This is a genomic window from Liquorilactobacillus uvarum DSM 19971, assembly GCF_001434935.1.
GTDB lineage: Bacteria > Bacillota > Bacilli > Lactobacillales > Lactobacillaceae > Liquorilactobacillus > Liquorilactobacillus uvarum.
Window position 1 is genome coordinate 1 of record NZ_AZEG01000014.1, and the last position, 23,334, is coordinate 23,334.

At 35.6% G+C, this 23,334-nt stretch carries 22 protein-coding genes, 1 tRNA gene and 1 riboswitch; of the genes, 20 read left to right on the top strand and 3 right to left on the bottom strand.

Annotation, left to right across the window (positions count from 1 at the left end):
- Positions 1-217 precede the first annotated feature (217 nt).
- A riboswitch (ZMP/ZTP riboswitch) is annotated at positions 218-297 on the top strand.
- 75 nt (positions 298-372) lie between these two features.
- The 5 genes from folB (at position 373) to FD20_RS07690 (ending at position 4,770) form a co-directional block, all read left to right on the top strand.
- Positions 373-729: a dihydroneopterin aldolase gene (folB, locus tag FD20_RS07670; RefSeq protein WP_057737374.1), complete on the top strand. Its 357-nt coding sequence runs from the start codon at positions 373-375 to the stop codon at positions 727-729.
- Position 730: 1 nt separating this feature from the next.
- Positions 731-1,786 carry a GTP cyclohydrolase I FolE gene (folE, locus tag FD20_RS07675; RefSeq protein ID WP_057737377.1) on the top strand — a complete coding sequence of 352 codons (1,056 nt, stop codon included), beginning with the start codon at positions 731-733 and terminating at the stop codon, positions 1,784-1,786.
- 25 nt (positions 1,787-1,811) lie between these two features.
- Complete coding sequence (locus FD20_RS07680) at positions 1,812-3,131, top strand: bifunctional folylpolyglutamate synthase/dihydrofolate synthase (protein WP_057737380.1); 1,320 nt, start codon at positions 1,812-1,814, stop codon at positions 3,129-3,131.
- Complete coding sequence (gene folP, locus FD20_RS07685; RefSeq protein WP_057737382.1) at positions 3,128-4,219, top strand: dihydropteroate synthase; 1,092 nt, start codon at positions 3,128-3,130, stop codon at positions 4,217-4,219. Before FD20_RS07680 ends, folP begins: the two co-directional genes overlap by 4 nt.
- Before the next feature lie 83 nt (positions 4,220-4,302).
- Positions 4,303-4,770 carry an NUDIX domain-containing protein gene (locus FD20_RS07690; protein ID WP_420864741.1) on the top strand — a complete coding sequence of 156 codons (468 nt, stop codon included), beginning with the start codon at positions 4,303-4,305 and terminating at the stop codon, positions 4,768-4,770.
- 186 nt (positions 4,771-4,956) lie between these two features.
- Here the strand turns inward: FD20_RS07690 and FD20_RS07695 are convergent.
- Positions 4,957-5,029: transfer RNA gene (locus tag FD20_RS07695), tRNA-Ala, on the bottom strand.
- A 238-nt stretch (positions 5,030-5,267) separates the two neighbouring features.
- Here FD20_RS07695 and FD20_RS07700 point away from each other — a divergent pair.
- From FD20_RS07700 to FD20_RS07710, 3 genes are all read left to right on the top strand, one after another.
- Positions 5,268-6,212: a methyl-accepting chemotaxis protein gene (locus tag FD20_RS07700; protein WP_057737387.1), complete on the top strand. Its 945-nt coding sequence runs from the start codon at positions 5,268-5,270 to the stop codon at positions 6,210-6,212.
- A gap of 435 nt (positions 6,213-6,647) precedes the next feature.
- Positions 6,648-7,076 carry a universal stress protein gene (locus FD20_RS07705; protein WP_057737389.1) on the top strand — a complete coding sequence of 143 codons (429 nt, stop codon included), beginning with the start codon at positions 6,648-6,650 and terminating at the stop codon, positions 7,074-7,076.
- 428 nt (positions 7,077-7,504) lie between these two features.
- Positions 7,505-8,713, top strand: a complete 1,209-nt coding sequence (locus FD20_RS07710) for an MFS transporter (protein WP_057737391.1) — start codon at positions 7,505-7,507, stop codon at positions 8,711-8,713.
- Positions 8,714-8,891: 178 nt separating this feature from the next.
- On the opposite strand, the gene msrB is transcribed toward FD20_RS07710, so the two are convergent.
- The gene (gene msrB, locus FD20_RS07715; RefSeq protein WP_057737393.1) at positions 8,892-9,323 is read right to left on the bottom strand and encodes a peptide-methionine (R)-S-oxide reductase MsrB; all 432 of its coding nucleotides are present in this window, start codon (positions 9,321-9,323) and stop codon (positions 8,892-8,894) included.
- Positions 9,324-10,941: 1,618 nt separating this feature from the next.
- Between msrB and FD20_RS07720 the strand changes: the two genes are divergently transcribed.
- The 12 genes from FD20_RS07720 to hslU all read left to right on the top strand — a co-directional run bounded on the left by FD20_RS07720 (position 10,942) and on the right by hslU (position 22,566).
- Positions 10,942-11,505 carry a GNAT family N-acetyltransferase gene (locus tag FD20_RS07720; RefSeq protein ID WP_057737395.1) on the top strand — a complete coding sequence of 188 codons (564 nt, stop codon included), beginning with the start codon at positions 10,942-10,944 and terminating at the stop codon, positions 11,503-11,505.
- Positions 11,506-11,792: 287 nt separating this feature from the next.
- Positions 11,793-12,002 carry a helix-turn-helix transcriptional regulator gene (locus FD20_RS07725; protein WP_057737396.1) on the top strand — a complete coding sequence of 70 codons (210 nt, stop codon included), beginning with the start codon at positions 11,793-11,795 and terminating at the stop codon, positions 12,000-12,002.
- Between the two features lie 6 nt (positions 12,003-12,008).
- Positions 12,009-12,449 carry a DUF2178 domain-containing protein gene (locus FD20_RS07730; RefSeq protein ID WP_057737398.1) on the top strand — a complete coding sequence of 147 codons (441 nt, stop codon included), beginning with the start codon at positions 12,009-12,011 and terminating at the stop codon, positions 12,447-12,449.
- Positions 12,450-13,009: 560 nt separating this feature from the next.
- A complete protein-coding gene (gene msrA / locus FD20_RS07735) occupies positions 13,010-13,849 on the top strand; it encodes a peptide-methionine (S)-S-oxide reductase MsrA (protein WP_057737401.1) in 840 nt (279 codons plus the stop codon).
- A 300-nt stretch (positions 13,850-14,149) separates the two neighbouring features.
- Entirely contained in the window at positions 14,150-14,701 is a 552-nt protein-coding gene (lepB, locus tag FD20_RS07740) for a signal peptidase I (RefSeq protein ID WP_057737403.1), read from the top strand.
- 14 nt (positions 14,702-14,715) lie between these two features.
- Positions 14,716-15,564, top strand: a complete 849-nt coding sequence (ylqF, locus tag FD20_RS07745; RefSeq protein WP_057737404.1) for a ribosome biogenesis GTPase YlqF — start codon at positions 14,716-14,718, stop codon at positions 15,562-15,564.
- A 40-nt stretch (positions 15,565-15,604) separates the two neighbouring features.
- The gene (locus FD20_RS07750) at positions 15,605-16,375 is read left to right on the top strand and encodes a ribonuclease HII (RefSeq protein WP_057737406.1); all 771 of its coding nucleotides are present in this window, start codon (positions 15,605-15,607) and stop codon (positions 16,373-16,375) included.
- Between the two features lie 57 nt (positions 16,376-16,432).
- Complete coding sequence (dprA, locus tag FD20_RS07755; protein ID WP_057737408.1) at positions 16,433-17,302, top strand: DNA-processing protein DprA; 870 nt, start codon at positions 16,433-16,435, stop codon at positions 17,300-17,302.
- Between the two features lie 74 nt (positions 17,303-17,376).
- Positions 17,377-19,476 (top strand): type I DNA topoisomerase, encoded by a 2,100-nt coding sequence (gene topA, locus FD20_RS07760; protein WP_057737410.1) that lies wholly within the window; start codon positions 17,377-17,379, stop codon positions 19,474-19,476.
- Between the two features lie 115 nt (positions 19,477-19,591).
- A complete protein-coding gene (xerC, locus tag FD20_RS07765) occupies positions 19,592-20,491 on the top strand; it encodes a tyrosine recombinase XerC (protein WP_057737411.1) in 900 nt (299 codons plus the stop codon).
- Positions 20,492-20,564: 73 nt separating this feature from the next.
- Positions 20,565-21,110: an HslVU peptidase proteolytic subunit gene (gene hslV / locus FD20_RS07770; RefSeq protein ID WP_057737413.1), complete on the top strand. Its 546-nt coding sequence runs from the start codon at positions 20,565-20,567 to the stop codon at positions 21,108-21,110.
- Between the two features lie 31 nt (positions 21,111-21,141).
- The gene (hslU, locus tag FD20_RS07775; RefSeq protein WP_057737415.1) at positions 21,142-22,566 is read left to right on the top strand and encodes an ATP-dependent protease ATPase subunit HslU; all 1,425 of its coding nucleotides are present in this window, start codon (positions 21,142-21,144) and stop codon (positions 22,564-22,566) included.
- Positions 22,567-22,700: 134 nt separating this feature from the next.
- On the opposite strand, the gene plsY is transcribed toward hslU, so the two are convergent.
- On the bottom strand, positions 22,701-23,321 hold the full coding sequence (gene plsY / locus FD20_RS07780) for a glycerol-3-phosphate 1-O-acyltransferase PlsY (RefSeq protein WP_057737417.1): 621 nt from the start codon (positions 23,319-23,321) through the stop codon (positions 22,701-22,703).
- Between the last annotated feature and the right edge of the window lie 13 nt (positions 23,322-23,334).

Genomic DNA, 23,334 nt, shown 5'->3' on the forward strand with positions numbered 1-23,334 from the left:
GACAGAATTAGAACGAGTGTTTAGAAAAAGATGTGCCATTTATTGACATAGGAGCAACGTGTGTGTTCTCAAGTTTAGAGGAATAATGCATCTCATCTATAAAAATATTAGAATTTACACAACACATTTTAGGGGCATAATTAATTTCGAGGTAATGTCGCAGTACTGGATGAATTATATTGACAATTAAATTGAACAATGATATTTTGAATTACAGCGAGAGTTGTATTACTGGCGGGAGTGGGATAAACCACACGGAGTATGACTCTATTAATGTCGACCGCCTGGGCACTTCTGCTTTCATGCTGGAGTGTCTTTTTTGCTGTATCTAGGCACTGAATGCTGAATAATAAAAAGGGGAAACTACCGAGAATGTATAAAATCAGAATCAATAACATGAGATTTCACAGTCATATCGGAGTATATCAAGAAGAGAAAAAGCTGGGACAAAATATTGAAATAAGCCTTGAGGTAAAATTCAATATCAATGAAAAAATGATCAAAGATCAAGTTGAAAATACTATTAATTATGCAGATTTTTATGCTATTATTGCAGAAATTGTAAAAGAAAGCAGAGTTGATTTAATTGAAACACTTGCTTTAATGATCATAGAGGAAATAAAGCAAAAGAATAGGGAAAAAATTGCAACGGTCAAAGTCAAGTTGAAAAAAATGTCCGTCCCAATTGATGGGGTGTTTGATAATGTTGAAATAGAGATGGAGCGGTAAGATGGAGAGTATATATTTAAGTCTAGGAAGTAATATTGGCAATAAACAGAATAATTTAGAAAAAGCAATCGAATATTTAGGTAATGACAGTCACTTAATAATTGATAAGGTTTCTGACTATTATGAGACATCCCCGGTTGGAGGCATTGAACAGGATGTGTTTTTGAATATTGCTGTTAAAATTTATACAACCTATACCCCTGAAGAGCTATTGACGCTTATCCATAAAATAGAAGCCGATTTAAAACGCTCACGTAAAGTACATTGGGGCCCCCGGACGTTGGATATAGATATTATTTTTTGGGGAAATAGAAGTCTTAACGATGAAAAACTTGTTATTCCTCATAAAGAAACATTTAATCGTTTGTTTGTCTTAATTCCATTACTTGATGTTTATGACAAAAACGATTTCTTTTATGAACATATTAAAAAGGGTATTTCAATTTTAGAACGGACAGAGCAAACCCAAAAAGTCGTTAAAGTTCCTAAAAAGGAAGGCAACATGCAAACAATTGAACGAGTTGTGACGAAATTATTGTTGGCAATTGGTGACGATCCAAAACGGGAAGGCATTCGCGAAACTCCAAGAAGAGTAGCTGAGATGTATCAGGAAATATTCTCTTCACAAAATCAGAATGATTTTCAAGAATTTAAAGTTTTTAAAACACCTAAAAAAGATAACTCTCAAATGGTTTTGGTTAAAGACATTCCTTTTTATTCGATGTGTGAGCATCATATGTTGCCTTTTTTCGGCAAAGCACATGTTGCGTATATTCCAAGAAACGGTAAAATTATCGGTTTAAGTAAAATACCTCGTCTGGTTGACTTTGTATCACATAGATTAAGTTTGCAAGAAAAAGTAACAAGTGATATAGCCGATACATTAATGGATATTTTAGATCCTGTCGGCGTTGCAGTCGTTGTGGAAGCTCGACATATGTGTGTTGAAATGCGGGGCGTAAAGAAGAATAATTCATTGACCCGAACAACTTACTTTACGGGTGATTTTAATTCTAATGTTCAGCTGCGTGCTGAATTTTTGAGAGTTCTTAATTAAAATGTGTTAGGAAGATATATAAACTATGACTAACAATCAAGAAACAGACTTACCACGCTTTCTATATGGTCAAGGAGACCGAATCACAATAATCAAACACGTTTTGCAGCAGCTTGGTCAGCCAGACAAAAACTTCACGATTATTCATGTTTGTGGAACAAATGGCAAAGGCTCTACTAGCTCAATGATTGCAGCATTGTTGCAAAATATGAACTATAAAACAGGCTTGTTTACCAGTCCATTTGTTAGAAACATTACAGAAAGCATTCAAATTAACAACAAAATGATTCCGGCAAATGAACTTATGAAATATACGAAGCTAATTGAATCTACATTGGAAGAGATGGGACTTAGCAGAACGGAATTGTCTTCTTTTGAAATGATATTCACTGCAGCAATGCTCTATTTTTCCGATAATAAGGTTAAGTATGTGGTTCTCGAATGCGGACTAGGGGGAGAGCTAGATGCTACAAATGCGGTAAGTCAGACAGCATACTCTATTTTTACCAAAATCGGATTAGATCACATTAAAATCTTAGGAGAAACAATTTCGGAAATAGCTGCAACAAAGTCAAAAATTATTCGTGAAAAAGCGGATGTGATTGTTGCGCCTAATCAGCGTGAACAAGCATTTAACATTATAAAAAAAGAAGCGCAGAAAAAGAAAGCACATGTTTATTTTGCAGACGAAAAAAATTTGACTGTTTCTAAAACAGATAATTTTTCTCAAATAATGTGTTTAAAAACTAATAATAAAAAATTTAAATTTAAGTTTTCTCTGTTTGGTACATATCAAAAAGAGAATCTGGCTACAGTATTGATGTGGCTTAATGTTTTTCTTTCTAAAGAAGCTAAAAATATTGATTGGCATAAATTGATACAAAAAACGATGTCTAATATGTCAATTCCTGGCAGATTTGAGAAAATTAGTATGGAGCCACTAGTTATTTTGGATGCGGCACACAACCTTGATGGTATTAAGGCTTTTGTGAAGACCGTCAATTCATTATATCCGACTGCCAAGAAAAATGTTATCGTTGGCTTTTTAAAAGATAAAGACTACAAACATTGTCTGACAGAACTCGTTAAATTAAAAAATGCCAGGTTTATTTTAACTGAACCGGATAATATTGAACGAAGGTTGACTGCAGCGGAATTGCAAAAAAGTTTTTATACAGTCAGTGGTAAAAATTTGCCTGCTTTCAATGATCCCAAGGAAGCACTTGCATATACGTTAAAAATGAATAGTGAAAAATGTGCACTTACATTAGTAGTGGGTTCATTTTATCTGTTAAAAGTGATTCGAAATTGTTTCGTTGATAAAAAAGAGGAGGCAGGAACTTGATTATCAAAGAAGCTGAATTTTATCAAAAAAGCAAATTTACTGATCAAATAAGCATAGAGTTCAATGGGACTTCACATGAAATTAAAAAACTGATTATTTTATTGGTTGAAGTAAAAGCCAAGTTCAGCGTTTTCGGAGAAAAAGTAATTGCTGTGACAACAAGAATGATATTAGAGCAGCTGCTTTCAAAGTGGTCTACTGTTTTTGAAACAGATGATGGAAGTTTAAGGAGGATATTACAGGACAGCCGTATTCTTTTTAAGGGAAATGGTTTTTCATTCGATATAACAACGGATCCGTTAATTTATTCGATTTTAAACATAACACCGGATTCTTTTTATGATGGTGGTGTTAACACAGATAGTAAGACGGTTTTGAAAAAAATTGAGCGAGAAATACAGGCTGGGGCTTCTATTTTTGAATTAGGTGGGAAATCTTCAAAACCAAGTTTTGCAGATATTAGTGCCGATGAGGAGTGGGCGAGAATTGCTCCATATATTAAAGAGATTAAAAAAGCATTTCCAGACATAATATTAGCTCTTGATTCAAATACGGATGCTGTCGTTGAACGAGCATTGGATGAAGGCATACAGATTATAAATGATATCGATGGATTCGTGTCTAAGAAGAAGCTTGAGTTGATTAACACGTACAAACCGGCTGTTGTTACAATGTTTAATGGAAGAAACAACCCTGAAAATAATAAAACCTTTCAAAATGATTTAAAAAAATATTTTATTAATTCAATTGAGAAGCTAAAAAAGTGTGGATTGGCTACAAGCAATATTGTAATTGACCCTGGAGTCGGTTTTTCTAATGTTCGAGTCTTAGAATTTGATCTTTTGAAGATGAAGTCAATAAAGACACTTTCAGAGCTAAACATTCCAATAATGATTGCTGTTTCACGAAAAAGCTTTACGAGTAAATTATTTGACTTGAAAGAAGAAGAGCGTTTGATTCCGACACTTTTATTTGAAAATTATATGGTACAATACGGCGGTAGAATTTTGCGTGTTCATGATGTTAAGGAAACAAAGGAAATGATTGATATTTACAAGATATGCAGACAAAAATTAGAACTAGGGTGAGGGAAGTTTTTAAAGTGAATATCAAGAGTTATATACTGGAATTGATCGATGGACTGGCGGATAAGGAACTGCCTTGGGTAGATATGATGAAGTTAGAACAGATCAAGAAGAAGATACTAGCAGCTGATGGTAATGATTTGAGAAATCGAAAAAGCCCACTGCATCTTTCTGCAAGTGCTGTTGTTTTTAAAGGGCAAGATTGTTTTTTTATTTTGCATCCATACTTAAAAGAAGTGCTCCTGCCCGCGGGACATGTTGAAAACGCGGAAACACCTTTTGCTTGCGCTATTAGGGAATTTAAAGAAGAAACTGGAAGAGAAGTTAAATTCAACACAGGAGAACAAGAAAATTTGTTGGATATCAACCTGATCCATATTCCGCATAATCCTTTGAAAAATGAAAGTAGCCATTTCCATATAGATCTAAGATATCGGCTATTTTCGGATTCAAAGCATCAAGAAAACGTTGAAGCAGAATTACCGGTTTATCTTCTAAAAGAAAAAGAAGCACCAGATGAATTTAAAAAATATTATTACATCAATAAAGGATAAGTAGGAAAAATAAGACCTATACAGATATGGTGCTGTTCAAAACAAAAAAAGTTTTATGACACATTCCAAAAAGTGCAAGTGTCTTACTCTCTATATAAATTAGAGTTAAGGTGACTTGCACTTTTTTATTTGGCCTTCATTCAAGAATTTTGGAAACGGACTGCAACTGATAGCTATTAATAGTAATGGATCATGCCGGACTTGAACCGGCGACCTCCTACATGCGAAGCAGGCGCTCTCCCAACTGAGCTAATAACCCGTATACGAGTAACATTCTACCATAGTTGCTTGTTGCGCGCAAAGACAATCTTGATAAATTTTAATGGTTCAAGGAGTTTTCCTCAAACTATACGCAACTTGTAAAAGCAAAAGTTATAGATAATTTTGCTTAAATTTGAAGCAAATTAACCGATTAATAACCTTAGTAGTTGTAATATCTTTTTTAAGTCAATATATGTTAAACATGCATTTCATTTTGCTGAGGGAGTTTTTCAAATATGGAAACTGAACAAATAATTAAAACTGCAATTTCAACCGCGTTTTCAGAAAAATTAGCAATCATTCTTTTTGATACTGATCGGAAAGTTATTTATGTGACACCACTTTTTGCAAAGACACTTGGGTATACTGTACAAGAATTGATGGAACTGCATCACCAGGACCTGTGTTTCTCAAGTTTTTCAAAGAGTGGTGCTTATCATGCTTTTTGGAACAATTTATTGAATGGTCAAAGTTTCCAAGATCGGATTATTCGTAAAAGTAAACACAATAAAAAAGTTTATCTTGAAGCGAATTATTTTCCTATTACAGATGAGCAAAAAAATGTTATTTCTGTAATGAAAGTTTGTTTTGATATTACTGAACGGACACAAAAGTCGAATGAAGCCTTGGATGTTGTCCAAAATATTTCATCAACACTGAATGATTTGTCAAAAAACGGCCAAAGCAAGTTATCTTCTTTGCAACAAGATATGTATGAAATAATGGAATATTCTAAAAAGAACAAAGAAACGAGTACGGTATTGTCAAAACAAGCAGCTCAAGCAGATGGGATCATTAACGCTATTCGTGAAATTTCGCGACAAACAAACATGCTGGCGATAAATGCAGCAATTGAAGCAGCTAGAGCTGGCGAACATGGTCAAGGGTTCAACGTTGTTGCAAAAGAAATCCGTGAGTTATCCTCGCAAGTTCATGAAGAAGCTATTAATATTCAGGATCGAATCGGTCACATTGCCCAGCAGGTGCAGAACATCTCAACTAGTTCTGAAAAAACATTGCATATGATATCATCTACTCACCAAATAATGGAAGAAAATAAAGAGTCTTATGATGTGTTAACAGACGAGTCGACTGCGCTTCGAAGCTCTGTTGACTCTTTAAATAAATTGTTTACTGTTAATCATGGGAAAAGCAGTGTAGGTTCGGCGGAGCAATTTTAAAGCTAAGAAACTAGTTGTTATGAAAGCATTAATTGTAAAGTCCTGCAAACCAATGAATTGTATTCTATCCAATACTGTCTTTATTTGTGAAAAATTCATAGTTAAGTGGAAAGCATATCTATCAAAAGTGTTAATTTTTAAAATGCAAATTCAAAGAAGCTGATTGCCGTGTACTAGAAGTGCACGCAATACTTTAAAAGGTTTTTAAGGTAATTTAAAACAGCAATTGTAAGTGTGTTCCTGATAAAGTTCATCATATACATCTTTTTTTAATAAAAATGTTATAATAATGGCGAGTTATATTGTTATTTGCATAGCAGAAAATTTTGTTGTTTGGCTAATTGTTGCTGATACTTTGGATGCGGCTAGGTTATATTTAAAAAAGATATTCGTGTTTTTTATACCTAGCAGTGCTCTTAAACAGGAGGGATTTTTATGGCTTATAAACGTATTTTAGTTGGTTTAGATGGTTCGAAACAAGCAAATCGTGCTTATGATACTGCTTGTGATTTAGCAAAAACATTTTCATCAAAACTCTATTTACTTTGGGTTATTAATCGTGATCGTGGGATGGATCTTTCCTTTAGAGTTAGTGATGATTTTTACCAGGATCAGGCTCAGAAAGCTAATCAGGAGATAAAACCGTACGTTGAAAAAGCAAAAGAATTGGGAGTAGATGTTACAGGAACGGTTATTATAGGGAATACTAAGACCGTTTTAGCTACTTCGTTTCCTCAAGGAAATGACATTGATTTGATTGTTTTAGGGGATACCGGTTTAAATGCACTTGAGAAAGTAGTAGTTGGTTCTCATACAAGCTATGTTTTGCGGAACGCGGAATGTGCTGTTTTAGTAGTAAAATGATTACGCTAAATATTTTTGAGGATGTTTCCTTGTAATAGAAAGCTTGAATTTGTCAATTTTAAGTTAATAATTTTGCTCGATAACAGATAAATAAGAAGTACAAAGTTGTGACAACTATTAAAGATGTTACAACTTTTTTGTTGTATTTTTTTAAACTTAAAATACTGTGTGGATTATTTATCTTTTTAAAATATAGGATAATTCGATCTTAACTTTTAAAAAGTCGGTTTTTAAGCAGCTGTTTTTTCGGATTCTGATTCGGTTTTTAGAAGTAACAATCTTTAATTTTTTTGACGAAAATTAAAATTTGAACCATGGATTGATTGTATTTATTACGTACGAGTGGTTGACAAGACACCCCCGATAGTGTTTACTAAAACTACAGGTCTTGGCGGTGTGTCAAGACACTAATTTTAGGGGGTTTTAGAATGTTACAAAAAAAGCATACGCCTAGATCACTATTATTTGTAACTGGTTTAGCGTGGCTGTTTGATGCAATGGATGTTGGGATGCTTTCATTTGTTATCGCAGCACTCAAAACAGACTGGAATCTTAATGAAATCCAATTGGGGTGGATAGGAAGCGTAAGTTCAATTGGGATGGCATTTGGTGCTATTTTTTTTGGTATTTTAGCAGATCGAATAGGTAGAAAAGATGTATTAATCATGACTTTACTTGTTTTTTCAGTAGGGACAGGATTATCCGCATTAACTACAGGTTACGTGGCTTTTATAATTTTACGTTTTTTTGTTGGTGCTGGTTTGGGAGGAGAACTTCCAGTTGCTTCAACCTTAGTTTCTGAAAATGTGCCAGTTGAGAGTCGTGGACGAACAGTGGTCCTTTTGGAGAGTTTTTGGGCAGGCGGCTGGCTGGTTGCTGCGATCATTTCATATTTTATTATTCCTACATGGGGCTGGCGGATCGCATTACTGATTTCTGCTTCAACGGCTTTTTATGCACTTTATTTACGATATGGTTTACATGAATCGCAGAGTTATGTGAAAAAGTATGTTATCGTTAAAAGGCCTAAAATTATTGCTTCGTTGAAGGAACTGTGGAAGCCTAAATTTTTTCGGGCGACTTTAATGTTATGGATTGTTTGGTTTATGGTCGTTTTTTCATATTATGGAATGTTTTTATGGCTACCAAGTGTTCTTGTTCTTAAAGGTCATAGTATGATTCATAGTTTCGGTTATACTTTGATTATGACACTGGCACAATTACCTGGTTACTTTGTCGCCGCTTGGTTGGTTGAGCGTTTGGGTCGTAAATGGGTTTTGTCTCTTTTTCTGATGGGGACAGCTATAAGTGCACTAGGTTTTGGGAATGCTACTGGGATAAGTTCTATTTTGATTTTTGGGATACTGCTATCTTTTTTCAATTTGGGCGCTTGGGGAACCCTATATGCTTACTCACCAGAGCAGTATCCATTAACAATTCGTGGCACGGGTACAGGAATTGCGGCTGGTGTCGGTAGAATAGGAGGAGTATTGGGACCGCTTATGGTAGGAAGTCTGATCAGCAAGGGTGTTTCCTTTACTGTTATTTTTGGTATTTTCTGTGCTTCAATCATCATTGCTGTAATCACAATTGTTTTTTGGGGTCGTGAAACAATGGGTAAAGTTTTGGATGAATAATAATTGCTCTATAAAAATATTTGCTTAGTGTTAGAGAAGCAGACAGTTATGATTTGTATAATAAATAGTATATAAAAAGCCGTTTTTGAGAGATAAAGCAATTTTGAAAGTTAAGAATTGAAATAACTTTTTAATTGTTGAAATTCTCAAAGAACGGTTTTTATTGAGTTGAGTATTTTTATTTGAATAATTGGCGATATTCACTATAACCAGCCTCATCTAATTCTTCTACAGGAATAAATTTCAATGCAGCAGAATTTATACAATAACGTAAACCGCCTTTGTTAGCGGGCCCGTCGTTAAAAACATGGCCTAAATGTGAATCAGCGTCTTTGCTTTTGACTTCCGTTCGCGTCATTAAGAGTGAAGTATCTGTGTGTTCCGTGAGGTTGTTTTGAGTAATAGGTTTAGTGAAAGAAGGCCAACCGCAGCCAGCATCATATTTATCCTTTGAACTAAAAAGTGGTTGACCGCTTACTATGTCAACGTAAATGCCCTCTTCATAAAATGCATCATATTTTCCAGAAAAAGGATGCTCAGTGGCTGCATGTTGAGTTACTTCATAGGCCTCTTTTGAGAGCCTTTTTTTTAAATCTCTTTCGTTATTCATTACAGTATCACTCCTTTGAAAAGCTTAAAAAATGTACAAGCTAAGATTACGACCAGTATATCATTAGAGTATTCAGTAAGTGCAAGTAATCGGCCTACGAATATGTTTCAAAAACAGCATTATGTATTTGCAATTTTATCGTGTACTACCTTTTCAGAATTTCAATTGTCAAGAAAAATTTGGAATATCACGCATTTAATTTGCAATATGCAGCATTGCTAAACATAAGCTTAAATTAACTGGAAAACAAATGTCTTGAGTTTTGAATTGAATATGTTTTTTTAAATAATTGCATATTGCAAAAAACTCGGAATAAGTATTTTTTGTTTAGGAAACACTTCCTTAATGAAAAAGTTGCTAACCAAATATAACTGTATTGTCTGCCTTTTCGCTAAAAATTTAAATTCAACTTAAGAATGGAAATGGCAGTTTCGCGTTTTTGGCAGATGTGTTAACAATGCAAAAAAAGAAATCATGACTATTGAAGGGGTACTTGCAAAGTCATGGTTTCTAAATACGATTTCCTATAAAAGGAAAATAAGTTAACGATTATCAGTTATGCTTTTTCAAGTGAAACTGATTTCACTGACGAATTGGGTCAGCTTAAGAGCAGATATTCGGAGGAAGATGCGGGTACTTCGTTGGAGATAACAGAAAAAGTAACTTTATTCACAATAGTTGTTATATCTAAAGAAGCACTCGACATCCACTGCTAATTAGTAGACTACTAAAGTAACTCAATCGATAGCTTACAAGTTCATGGTACATATATTTTTGAGATTGTGCAATGATTATTAATTAAAAAACTCAATAATATAAATGTAAAGCGATTTTTATGACTGACTTTGAAACAATATGAACAATAGCACGGAAAATAAATGTCAAAAGATGATCACTTTAATTTTGATTTGATATAAAATAAAGGTAGTTTCTTCTTCTGGAACTATTAAATGCTTTTTTAATTCGAGAAGGATACTTGTGAATGTTAATAATACTTTTATTTCAAGCTTTCGAACCATTATATTTTTGGACCTACGGGGATTTTTCGGTATACCGATGTTTTTGAGATGAATTATTTCCTGTTAACAGGTCGGTAAATGAAGACATGCAATAATCTTTAAGTTCCAACAATCTCAGAGGCGGAACTAATTTCTTTAGAAGTATTGTTGATTCTTGAAAGCTCTGGTACACGGATACTTGTTTCCGATGCAAATTTATAAGAGATTTGGGGAAACTTGCTTTAAATTCTAAATGTTGTTTGAGTATTTGAACTGGTGCGGCATTATTAAAAAAATGGTGTTTAATCAATGGTAGAGATTGGACTCCGAAAAAGTGTTTCTTTCACTGGGTTCAGAAGGCAAATTCACAAGTTAGTTGAAAAAAAGCACAGTGGAGTGAGTGGAATAGTCGATGGAACTTTTTATTCATCTTAAGGTGTTTCAGCAGGAACTGATATGGTGTTTAGATTTGTTGCGGATTATTTAGGGAAAAGCGCGGATGACAAAGTTGCAAAACAAATTGAATACTAATGGTCATCAAATGTACTGGATGATTCATTCAGTATTTCGCATGCTGAAAGCTTCCTGTAAAACTAAAATATATGAGGAGTTGGTCAATTTTGATGTCCTATAAAATAGATTCTGAAATTTTTTTAGCAGTTCCAAGGCCGAGAAAAGATGCGGAGAGACTCTTTCAGTTAATAGATAGTGACAGGGGGTTTTTTAGAAAATTTTTGCCTTGGGTCGATGCAATTGAAAGTTATAAAAATGAAGAAGATTTTCTATCTAACGTAAATATAAATTTTGGCAAGGAACTTTCATTAAATCTAGTTATATGGTACCAACAGGAAATAGTAGGGATGATTAGTTTTAATCATTTGGATAAACTTAATAATTTGGCAGATATTGGTTATTGGTTAGGAAAGGATTACCGAGGAAGAGGTATTACGACGAAAGCAGTTAAGGGAATTTGTAACATTGGATTTTCTGATTATGATTTAAATCGAATCATTATACGCGCTGCAATTGATAATGCAGCCAGTAATGCAGTTGCTAAGAAAAATGGTTTCAAGCGTGAGGGAGTACTCAGAAAAAATGAAAAACTATGCGATGGTTATCATGATGAAAACATATATTCGTTGTTACAAAGTGAATGGAGAGAAATTAATGTTAGAAAGATTTGAGTCGTAAAATTTGCTTTACAAAAAAGCTTAAAAAGACTAATTACATAGGCAGGGAATATAATTAGCTTTATGTATAGTTAGACCATACGCATTTTTTAACGGTCAGATGAGTTAAAAACATAAAATATTTTTATAGAGATGTTTGATCTTTGTGCAATACTCTCTTTGCCAGTTATCCAGCCGGTGTCGCAATTTATCTAGCGTGTTCTAAAAGTGTATTTGACTTCACATTAGAGATTTGGTAGGATATTATGTGAAGTATGTTTCACATTAGGAAGTAGATAAGTATGGACATTATCAATCAAGTAAAAAGATATCGTAAATCACATAACTTAACTCAGGAATCGTTAGCTCAGGCCGTTGGTGTATCTCGAAGGACTATTATTTCTTTAGAAAAGGGAAGTTATACACCTTCACTTTTATTGGCTTTTCAATTAGCTGATTTCTTGGAGATTGATATTAATGAACTTTTTTATCTTGATAAGGGTTTGGAGTGAACAAATATGAGAAAAATAGTTTTTGAACAAGTAGGAAATATTGGAATGGTGTTTTTGCTCGCAGCAGCATTGATTCAAACCGTCACTTTTTCTACTAAAAGCACCATCTTATTCGGTAGTTGTTGGTCTTTCTTTTTAATTTGGACTGTTTTATTTGGTATTTTGAAGTGGTTGTACTCAAAATTTTGGAAAAATGAAGGATATAAATTTAGCGATGGAGAATTTAGCAGCAAGGATGAGCGGGAGAAAGTTATATCGAGCAAAGCAGTGACGTTTGCTTATAAAGTAACTATTACTATACTGCTCGTTGAATGTCTTATTTTTGCTGAGTTAGATATCAATTCTTCATACTTGCAGATTGCAGGAATATTTTTTTTGAGTGGGAGTATTATATTTGCCTTTTTAGCATACATGCTAAGTTGGATTTTTTATGATTTAAAAATTTAAAAAAGTGTTTTCGTTAATTTCTGAAACAAGCGGAAATTATTTTAGCAATTGAATTAGGTATTGTCAAAGAACTGTTCTGTTACTGGAAATATGGTGAAAGCATTTCTTTGTGATGATTTCAAGCTAATTAGAAGGTTATTCATGCAGATTTTTTCTCCATTGGCTAAACTTTTGGTTTTTAGTGGGCAAAAAAGCAATTAAATTGGATGTTTGGATGCAAAGTAGAGCAAAATTAATTATTGGCTTTCTTGGATTAGGAAATATTAAAGTAAAGATAAGTTATCAAAATGAAAAAGCAATTAGAGTATTTAATTCCAAACTTTCATGGATTGATTAGCCATCGAAATGAAGTATCATAGTGTATGAGAAGAGAATATAATTTACTTTTGATTTATTAAAGTAAAAGTGTAAAGGGTACTGGCAAGCACTGTTAAAGTTGTCAAAGTAGTATTAGGTATTTATTTTTTTAATTTTAGAATCCAGTTGTGGTTAAGAACGCATCGATCGATTATCTGCGGTGAGGGCAAGCTCTGTTTTGAAATATAAGGATTGGTGTAAAGATGGAGAATAAACGTGAAGAAATACTGAGTGAGATTTATAACCTAATACTCAACCCAGCAACGAGAAAGTGGGAGCGATCAATACTAATCGCCACGAGGGATGCTCTTGAAAATAAGAAAAATTTAAACCAGCAGATTGAAAAACTTGAATTTAGCTTTAGACCGCTGGCTTTAAGAAATAATCTAACTCCTGACGTTGCAGACTTTTACGCAAAAATCACTAGTGGCCAAGCCAGTACTGTTCTTTTCGATATATCAAAACATTCTGTTAAGGACTTACCTTATCAGGAACGCGCAGTATTTGCAGGTGGATGTTTTTGGTGCATGGTTGAACCTTTTGAGAATAAAGAAGGTATCATTTCAGTATTATCGGGATATACAGGTGGTCATACAGAGGAACCAACATACGAACAGGTTTTGGGTGGATATACGGGCCATGTAGAAGCCGTTGAGATCATTTTTGATACAAGAGTTGTGAATTATGCAGATTTGATCGAACTTTACTGGCAGTTGACGGATCCTACTGATGAATTCGGACAGATTGCCGATCGCGGTAGTAATTACCGTCCTGTTATTTTTGTTAAAGATGAACAACAGCGGATGATTGCAGAAAAGTCAAAACGGCGTTTAGCTGAATCAGGAAAATACAAACGACCTATTGTTACGTCGATCGAAACAGCAAGTACGTTTTGGCCAGCTGAGAATTATCATCAGCAGTTCTATAAAAAAAATCGTAAAAGATACAAAAGAATAAAGCGAACGAGACAGCAATATTTAGTATTCCAAAATTTTCAAGGTAAGGTTCGCTTAGGGATAAAGAAGTTTATGAACAAATTTTAACGCCGGCACTTATTTTGTTTTAATGTGGGTTTATAGAACAGACACAGAATTTGAAAGAATCTAGCTGACTGATGATGAAAAGCAGTTGATAACTGTGAGGGGGAAAGTACACGCTTTTTATTTTTCCTTAAGCAAAGGTAGTTAACCAAACTGCTCGGGGTGAGACTCCTGAAATTGTTAATTAATACTTTGAATGCTAATGATCTTATCGACCATTAGCTATTTTTTTGTTACAGTATAATGTGGAGTTATCGGGATTATCAACGATCGCGGGTCCAACAAAAGGAAGGAGAAAATGAAATGAGCAGACTAAAGAGTATTCATTGGGGCTACTGGATACCATTAGTGTTCTTAGCCACCTTTTGTGCACTTTTCGTAAGGTCATTTTTGATCGTTCCACTTGAGATCGATGGTAATTCAATGGAACCGACTCTGTATTCGAAACAAAAAGTACTTGTTCAAGATTTCGGTAGAATTCGGCGCTTTGACGTCATTATTATTAAAATGCCAGATGGAAAAACTTATGTTAAACGAGTGATTGGTATGCCGGGGGATGAACTGTCCTATCTCAATGATAAGCTTTATATAAACGGACAGCATATAAGTGAAAATTTTCTTAAAAAAGTGATAAAACAAAATCCTAATCAGACGTATACATCTGATTTTTCGCTGAAAGAACTCACTGGGATGGAGCATGTTCCACAGGGAGAATATTTTGTTTTAGGCGATAACAGGAGAATCAGCAAAGATTCACGTACTTTTGGTACGGTCAAGGCTAATTGGGTAACAGGAAAGGCTGTTATTGTGTACTGGCCGCTCACGGATCTTAAATGGATAGGTAAGAATAATTAGGAGGAATTAATGATATGACAGTAATTCAGTGGTTTCCGGGTCATATGGCCAAAGCACTGCGACAAGTTAAAGAAAATATTAAAAAAGTAGATATTGTTTTAGAATTAGTGGATGCACGGCTTCCAGAATCTTCACGCAACCCACAGCTTTCTGAAATTCTTCAAAACAAACCCAGTATCATTATTTTAACAAAAAAGGATTTGGCAAATGCGGCTAAAACAAAAGAATGGATTAACTATTATGAAGAAAATGGTGTCCCTGCACTTGCAGTTAACAGTTTAAAGGATAGTCTAAAAAGTATAGAACGAAAGATTCTACAGGTACTGAGTGAAAAAATAGCAACACAAAAAGAACGAGGAATTGTTCACAAACGAATACGGGTGATGTGTATTGGTATTCCTAATGTCGGAAAATCAACACTTCTAAACCATTTAGTTAAAAAAAATGTTGCTCAAGTTGGAAACAAGCCAGGGGTTACTAAGGCTCAGCAATGGCTTAAGGCCGGCAAGAATCTAGTTCTTTTAGATACACCAGGAATTCTTTGGCCCAAATTTGAGGATCCGCTCATAGGGAAAAAACTTGCGTTGACTGGTGCGATTAAGGATACGTTATTTGCAAAAGATGATGTGGTACTTTATGCGCTTGAACATTTTCTGAAAACAAATCCAAATCAATTGAAAGAGCGCTATCATCTTGATGAAAATGTTATGAAAGGATCTACAGTTGATCTTTTATTAGTAATTACGCAAAAAATGGGTTTTCGAGACGATTATGATCGTGCAAGCGAAAGACTGATTTTGGAATGTCGCAAAGGAAGGTTAGGAAACTATACATTGGACGAAATTCCTCAAAATAATAACTAGCTGGATAACCAATGAATATATAATATGCGAGAGTGAAAAAATGACAACCAAGTTAACAGTTTCAATGATAAAAGCAGCTTTAGAACAAAAACCAGATTCGAACTTCATTAAGAAATTAAAACAAGACCCACGCAAGGGTGTGCAAACACAGTTAAAAAATTATTCCAAGCGTTTGATCAGAGCAAAAAAGAAAAAAAGTTTGTTTGAGGAACGCTTTTCTTTTGAAAAACAGTTTTGGGATGATGGACGGTCCTATGTTGCAGGAATTGATGAAGCGGGAAGAGGACCATTAGCGGGACCGGTTGTTGCTGCTGCAGTAATTTTGCCGCATAATTTTGATTTGCTTGAAGTTAATGATTCAAAACAACTTTCGGCCTCAAAAAGAGAATATTTGTATGGTAAAATACTAGAAGAAGCGCTTGCAGTGGGAGTGGGTTTTTCGGATAACCACTTAATCGATCAGGTTAATATTTATCAGGCAACACGGTCAGCTATGAAAGAAGCAGTGACGGCATTAACGATTCGACCGCAACAGCTAATTATAGATGCGATGCAGATTGAAACAGAAATTCCTCAGTTAAAACTTATTAAGGCGGATGCAAGAAGCAACAGTGTTGCAGCAGCGAGTATCGTTGCTAAAGTCAGCCGTGATCATTTGATGAAATATTATGATTCACTGTATCCAGCGTATGATTTTAAAGATAATAATGGATATGGAACTGCTAAACATCTTACAGCACTGGCTTCACGTGGTATAACACCGATTCATCGCAAAAGCTTTGAACCGATTAAATCAGAGTTTTTCAAATGACTGTTGCCCAACCTTTTGCGTATTTTCAGATAACTTACGCTTAAGGTGGAGATTAATATGAAGGCTTCAGAGTTTGTTGTTGCGCTGCATTTGTGTAGGCATATTACGAATCGAGACATACGCCGAATTTGTCACTGGATAATTCAAAATAAGATGTGTCTTCCTGAAGAAAATAAAATTGACGAGTTATTGAATTACTCGTCTGCAAAAAAAGAATTTTTTTGGCGTGAGTTTACTAGCCTCGGCTTGCAGAAAAAGCTTGCACAAAACTTGTATTATAGTAATGCAGTAACTATTATTGATGCAAAGTATCCTAAGCAGCTTTTAGAAATCTTTGACCCGCCTAGTGTATTTTTTTATCAAGGTGATCTATCTCTGAGTAACTATACTACATCGCTAGCAATTGTGGGGGCAAGACAAAACAGTTCATATGCTGTGACTGTTTTAGAGCGATTATTGCCAGAAATCATTTCTTCTGGTATTGTAACCCTGAGTGGTTTGGCACAGGGAGTTGATAGTCTTGTACATAGACTGACGCTGAGTCATCATGGAAAAACTGTTGCTGTCATTGGGACGGGGATCGATGTGGCTTATCCTAACTTCAATTCTGCTTTACAACAGCAGATTGGAAAAAGCTGTTTGCTGATAACAGAATATGGATTGGGACAGGCTCCTAAACGTTATCATTTTCCAGCACGAAATAGAATTATTGCCGGGTTGTGCCATACACTTTTAGTTGTTGAAGCTCGGCAGCGTAGTGGTAGTTTAATAACTGCTAATCTTGCACTGCAGGAAAATCGCAATGTCCTGGCGGTGCCAGGAACGATTACGTCACCTTTATCAGTGGGAACTAATGAGTTGCTGCTGGCGGGCGCAAAACCTGTTCTGAATGCAAAACATATCATTGAAGAATTTTATTATACTTGACAAATGTCAAGCTTATGTTCTAAGATAATTAGCGATTTTTACAATTTGAAAATGCGAATAAAGGAGTTTGGTAAATGCCAAAAGTCCAGAGAAAAAAAGCAAAGAGAAAAACAAAGAAAAAATTAGTAATTGTTGAATCACCTTCAAAGGCAAAAACAATTGAGAAATATTTAGGATCACGTTACAAAGTAATGGCTAGTTTAGGTCATATTCGTGATTTGCCCAAGAGTACAATGGGAGTGGATGTGGAAGAAGATTATGCTCCACATTATATTTCTATCCGAGGCAAAGGTGATATTATAAAGGAGCTTCGTAAAGAAGCAAAAAAAGCTGACAGTGTCTATCTTGCAGCCGATCCTGATCGTGAGGGAGAAGCGATTGCATGGCATTTGTCGTATCTGTTAGGTTTAGATACAAAAGGTAAAAACCGTGTTGTTTTTAATGAGATAACCAAGGATGCTGTAAAAAATGCTTTTAAAACTCCACGCTCAATTGACATGAATCTTGTTGACGCGCAGCAGGCTCGGCGTATCTTAGATCGTTTAGTTGGCTACTCGATTAGTCCATTGTTGTGGGCTAAGATAAAAAAAGGCTTGAGTGCAGGGCGTGTTCAATCAATTGCACTGAATTTGATTATAAAACGTGAAAAAGAAATTCGGAATTTTAAACCTGAAGAGTATTGGACAATCGATTCACAGTTCAAGGCTGGAAGATCTAAGTTTGATGCGAGTTTTTACGGATACAAGGGCAAGAAGGTTGCACTTCACAATAACGATGATGTTGTTAATATTATGCAAAAATTAGATCAAAAAAAGTCTTTCAAAATTACACGTGTTGATCGTAAAGAACGCAAGCGTTTCCCCGCTCTACCGTTCACAACCAGTACAATGCAGCAAGTTGCTAACAATTCATTGCGTTTTAGAACACAAAAAACAATGATGGTTGCGCAGCAGTTGTATGAAGGAATCAACATTGGTAAAGGCGGAGTAGTAGGGTTGATAACCTATATGCGTACCGATTCAACGCGAATATCATCCCTCGCTAAGCATGAAACTGCAACTTTCATACATGAAAGTTATGGGAATGAGTATGCGGCAGTTAAACCACGTAAAGGAAAATTGCCTGAAGGAGCACAGGATGCACATGAGGCGATTCGCCCTTCATCGGTTTTGCGTACCCCAGATTCTTTAAAGGATTATTTGAATAAGGATCAATTCAAACTTTATTCACTGATATGGTCGCGCTTTGTAGCGAGTCAGATGACTCCAGCTGTATTAGACACAATGGGTGTTGATATTGTGCAGAATGAGGTTATTTATCGTGCTAAGGGATCTAAAATGAAGTTTCCAGGTTTTACTAAGGTTTATGCTGAAAGCAAAAGAAAAGATAACGAATTACCTGACCTCAATGAAAACGATGAAGTGATGATGATTAAAAATCAGCCTAACCAGCATTTCACTTTGCCACCAGCCCGCTACAGTGAAGCATCTTTAATTAAAACGTTAGAAGAAAATGGGGTTGGACGTCCTTCAACATACGCGCCAACGCTGGCAACCATTCAGAAACGTTATTATGTGAAGCTTGTTTCACGAAAGTTTGAACCGACCGAGCTGGGAGAAATTGTTAATGAAATGATTGAGAAATGTTTCCCAGATATCTTGAATGTTGATTTCACTGCGCAATTAGAAGAACATTTGGATGAAATTGAGGATGGGAAACAAAGATGGGTCAAGGTCGTCGATAGTTTCTACCAGCCTTTTTCAAAAGAAGTCGCAGCAGCAGATGATAAGATGGCTAAGGTGCGTATAAAAGATGAACCGGCAGGCCTTAATTGTGATATTTGCGGAGCTCCTTTGGTTATTAAGTTGGGAAGGTATGGAAAGTTTTATGCATGTAGCCGGTTCCCAGATTGCCGTAATACCAAGCCTATTACTAAAGAAATTGGTGTTACATGTCCAATATGTAAAAAGGGCGAGGTAATTGAGCGTAAATCTAAAAAGAATCGCATTTTTTATGGGTGTGCAAGGTATCCGGACTGCGAATTTGTTTCTTGGGATAAACCGGTTGGGCGTGATTGTCCTAAGTGCAACCATTTTCTGATCGAGAAGAAGACCAAAAAAGGGAAACAGGTCAAGTGCAGCAATTGCGATTACGAAGAAGAAATTCAAAAGTAACCGTTATGAGAATTAACTAACATCAATCTTTTATTTCTTTCTAAGATTGATGTTAATAGTATACTGACCTCTATTTTTTATGCTAAAGTTAAAGCATTGGAGTGGAGGTTTTTTGATGGAACAAAATTGGATTAAAGAATTTAAACAATATTTGGTAATTGAAAGACAATATTCGCTAGAGACTCTAAAAGCGTACTCTGAAGACATCCAGATGTTTTGTGATTTTTTACAGGAAAGTGGTGGCGGTGAGTCGTTTAGTGAAGTTAAACGGCTTGATGTGCACGCCTATATGAATTTTCTTTACGATAAGCAGTATCAGACAGCGACCATTTCACGCATGGTCTCAAGTCTGCGTTCACTTTATCATTTCTTGGAAAAAAATGGACATGTCGATAATAATCCTTTTTCTTACATCCAATTGAAAAGACATCCGCGTGCTCTGCCCCGCTTTTTTTATGAGAAAGAAATGCAGGCATTGTTTGATGCAACGCAGGGTGATGATCCAATGATAATCCGCGATAATGCGCTTCTTGAAACTCTTTATGCAACGGGGATGCGTGTCAGTGAGTGTACAGGCTTGACATTAACAGCAATTGACAGCGAAGTTCGTGCGATGCTACTGCATGGTAAAGGAAGCAAAGATCGTTATGTTCCTTATGGAAAGTATTGTCAAAAAGCACTAGAACGCTATTTTAAAATGACAAGAACACCGCTTATGGAAAAATATCATAAAGAGCACGATTATGTCTTTGTTAACCACTATGGCGACCCATTGACTGCAGCAGGCGTTACCTACATCTTGAAACAAATTGTTAAAAGAAGCAGTTTGACGACTGAAATTCATCCACATGAGATCCGTCATACATTTGCGACTCATCTGATGAGTAATGGAGCTGATTTAAGAGCAGTTCAAGAATTATTGGGTCACAGCAGCTTGTCAACAACTCAAATATATACACATGTGACTAAAGAACATTTACAAAATGATTATCGAAAGTTTTTTCCGCGTGCGTAAGCGGGATCGGTTATTTGGTTTGATAGAATTAATTTGGAAAATCAAATAACTTAATTGAAGGAGGATATATATAATGGCAGGAGTATCATTTCATGCAACAACAATTTGTGCAGTTCGTCATAATGGACATATGGCTATGGCTGGAGACGGTCAAGTTACAATGGGTGAAAAAGTTATTATGAAAGGAACAGCACGCAAAGTAAGACGGATTTACAATGACCAAGTTGTTGTTGGTTTTGCTGGAAGTGTTGCAGATGCCTTTAATCTTGAAGAACGTTTTGAGAAAAAACTAAATGAATATAGTGGCAATTTACCCCGTGCGGCAGTTGAACTTGCCCAGGAATGGCGCAGTGATCAGGCCCTGCAAAAGCTTGAGGCTTTGTTGATTGTAATGGACAAGAAGGATCTTTTGATGGTGTCTGGCAGTGGTGAAGTAATTGAGCCCGATGACGACATTTTAGCGATCGGGTCAGGCGGTAACTATGCGTTATCGGCAGCTAAAGCAATGAAAGCACATGCTAAGGAAATGTCGGCTGTCGAGATTGCGAAAGCGGCTATTAATATTGCAGGTGATATCGATATTTTCACGAACCACAACGTTATTGCTGAAGAACTATAATTTCTGAAGTAAATTAGAAAGGACTTTTTAAATGAATCCAAGTGATAAAACACCAAAAAAAATCGTTTCAGAATTAGACAATTATGTCATTGGACAAGATAAAGCAAAAAAGGCTATCGCGGTCGCATTGCGAAACCGTTATCGAAGAATGCAACTTTCTGGTGAGATGCAAGAAGAAATAACACCTAAAAATGTTCTTATGATCGGTCCAACTGGGGTCGGAAAAACTGAAATTGCGCGTCGTCTTGCCAAAATTGTTGATGCTCCATTTATAAAGGTTGAAGCAACGAAGTTTACAGAGGTCGGCTATGTAGGACGTGATGTTGAATCAATGGTCCGAGACTTAGTAGAAGTTGCGTACAAAATGGAAGAAGACGAACAATTCAATAGAGTTAAATCACAAGCTACTCAAAGGGCAAATAAACGCTTGGTAAAACTACTGGTCCCTGCCAAGAAAAAAGAACAGCGAAAAAATAATGAACAGCAGAATTTTATGAAGATGCTGCAAGATATGCAAAGTGGGAAAATGCCTAATTTTGGTGATAGGCAGCAACCAGTTGAAGAAGAGGTCACTGATAAAATTCGTGATGAGAGACTTTCAGTCAGTGAACAGTTGAATCGTGGTTTACTTGAGAATCAGGAAGTTACAGTTACAGTCGATGATCCAACGCAGAAAACTAAGTATCAGAACAATATGTTAGGCCAAATGGGAATCGATTTGAATGATACTTTAGGGGCGTTAACACCTAAAAAGCGTGTCAAAAGAACAATGACTGTGGCCGAAGCACGTGAGGTATTGATTCGTGAAGAATCTGCAAAACTGGTTAATGAGGCTGACACAGCTGATTTGGCTTTGAAACGTGCTGAAAATACCGGCATTATCTTTATTGATGAGATCGATAAGATTACTTCCAAATCACAAAAAAATAGTGGTGAGGTCTCACGTGAGGGTGTTCAGCGAGATATCCTTCCAATTGTCGAAGGATCTCAAATACAAACTAAATATGGTCTTTTAGATACAGATCATATTCTTTTCATTGCCTCTGGAGCTTTTCATGAAAGCAAGCCTAGCAATTTGATTGCTGAATTGCAAGGCAGGTTTCCAATTAGAGTTGAGCTGGATGATCTTAAAGTTGAAGATTTTGTTAAAATTCTCACAGAACCAAGTAACGCCCTTATCAAACAATACATTGCATTGATTGGGACCGATAATATTGAAGTGACGTTTACCATTGAAGCTATCCAAAGAATCTCGGAGATCGCTTTTCAAGTCAATCACGAGACGGAAAATATTGGTGCTCGTCGTTTGCATACTATCTTGGAGAAGCTGCTTGAAGATCTGCTATATGAAGGACCAGATATGCAAATGGGAGATATCACAATTACTGAAGCGTACGTTGATCAGAAGATTGGCAATATTGTGAAAAATAAGGATCTTAGTCAATATATTTTATAAAAGATAAAAATATTTAGTTCGGTACTTCTCTCAAAAATAAGATGACAAAGCAGACATTTCAATTAATGTTTTTCAAAAATAAAAAGCAGCGAACGAATTTGTCGTTTCACTGCTTTTTATATGCATTATTCTAATTATTTTTGTTTTCGTTTTTTCCTTGCGTAAACAAGTCCGAAGGGAACTAAATTTTCAGTACCTTTTCGAATACGAGCTAAATTACCTTTATGACGGAAAAAGACGAAAATTGTCAGGATAAGCGCAATGGTCGTCAAGACAGGGTCTTGAAAATAAAGCGATAAAAGTGTGATTAGGGTCATACCAACCATACTGGCAACACTTACCATACTAGAAAGATAAAGTGAAGTTAAAAAGATGATCCATGCAATGCCAAAAAAAAGTGGATTATAAGCGAGCAAGATACCAGCACTTGTTGCAACTGCTTTTCCTCCCCTGAAACGCGCAAAAAGTGGAAAAACATGTCCAACGACGGCTGCACATCCAATTAGAAGTACATTAATGTGAACATCAAACATGTAAGGTTGACAAGCTGCAATCGTTCCCTTTAACATATCCATTAGCAGAACGATGAAGCCGGCTTTTTTTCCGAGTACACGAAATGTGTTTGTTGTACCGGTGTTTCCACTTCCAAATTCACGAATATCTATCTTGTAAAAAATTTTGCCGATCCAAACACCAGATGGAATTGAGCCTAGTAAATAGGCAATCACTAACATTGTGATAATAGTAGAGTTCACACTGGATTGACCT

What these genes read in the sequence shown, in the direction of transcription:
- FD20_RS07700 (WP_057737387.1), top strand. Translation starts at nt 5,268, where the DNA reads ATGGAAACTGAACAAATAATTAAAACTGCAATTTCAACCGCGTTTTCA.
- dprA (WP_057737408.1), top strand. Translation starts at nt 16,433, where the DNA reads ATGAAGGCTTCAGAGTTTGTTGTTGCGCTGCATTTGTGTAGGCATATT.
- FD20_RS07725 (WP_057737396.1), top strand. Translation starts at nt 11,793, where the DNA reads ATGGACATTATCAATCAAGTAAAAAGATATCGTAAATCACATAACTTA.
- FD20_RS07680 (WP_057737380.1), top strand. Translation starts at nt 1,812, where the DNA reads ATGACTAACAATCAAGAAACAGACTTACCACGCTTTCTATATGGTCAA.
- FD20_RS07705 (WP_057737389.1), top strand. Translation starts at nt 6,648, where the DNA reads ATGGCTTATAAACGTATTTTAGTTGGTTTAGATGGTTCGAAACAAGCA.
- topA (WP_057737410.1), top strand. Translation starts at nt 17,377, where the DNA reads ATGCCAAAAGTCCAGAGAAAAAAAGCAAAGAGAAAAACAAAGAAAAAA.
- lepB (WP_057737403.1), top strand. Translation starts at nt 14,150, where the DNA reads ATGAGCAGACTAAAGAGTATTCATTGGGGCTACTGGATACCATTAGTG.
- msrA (WP_057737401.1), top strand. Translation starts at nt 13,010, where the DNA reads ATGGAGAATAAACGTGAAGAAATACTGAGTGAGATTTATAACCTAATA.
- folB (WP_057737374.1), top strand. Translation starts at nt 373, where the DNA reads ATGTATAAAATCAGAATCAATAACATGAGATTTCACAGTCATATCGGA.
- hslV (WP_057737413.1), top strand. Translation starts at nt 20,565, where the DNA reads ATGGCAGGAGTATCATTTCATGCAACAACAATTTGTGCAGTTCGTCAT.
- xerC (WP_057737411.1), top strand. Translation starts at nt 19,592, where the DNA reads ATGGAACAAAATTGGATTAAAGAATTTAAACAATATTTGGTAATTGAA.
- FD20_RS07730 (WP_057737398.1), top strand. Translation starts at nt 12,009, where the DNA reads ATGAGAAAAATAGTTTTTGAACAAGTAGGAAATATTGGAATGGTGTTT.
- FD20_RS07690 (WP_420864741.1), top strand. Translation starts at nt 4,303, where the DNA reads ATGATGAAGTTAGAACAGATCAAGAAGAAGATACTAGCAGCTGATGGT.
- FD20_RS07750 (WP_057737406.1), top strand. Translation starts at nt 15,605, where the DNA reads ATGACAACCAAGTTAACAGTTTCAATGATAAAAGCAGCTTTAGAACAA.
- hslU (WP_057737415.1), top strand. Translation starts at nt 21,142, where the DNA reads ATGAATCCAAGTGATAAAACACCAAAAAAAATCGTTTCAGAATTAGAC.
- ylqF (WP_057737404.1), top strand. Translation starts at nt 14,716, where the DNA reads ATGACAGTAATTCAGTGGTTTCCGGGTCATATGGCCAAAGCACTGCGA.
- folE (WP_057737377.1), top strand. Translation starts at nt 731, where the DNA reads ATGGAGAGTATATATTTAAGTCTAGGAAGTAATATTGGCAATAAACAG.
- FD20_RS07710 (WP_057737391.1), top strand. Translation starts at nt 7,505, where the DNA reads ATGTTACAAAAAAAGCATACGCCTAGATCACTATTATTTGTAACTGGT.
- msrB (WP_057737393.1), bottom strand. Translation starts at nt 9,323, where the DNA reads ATGAATAACGAAAGAGATTTAAAAAAAAGGCTCTCAAAAGAGGCCTAT.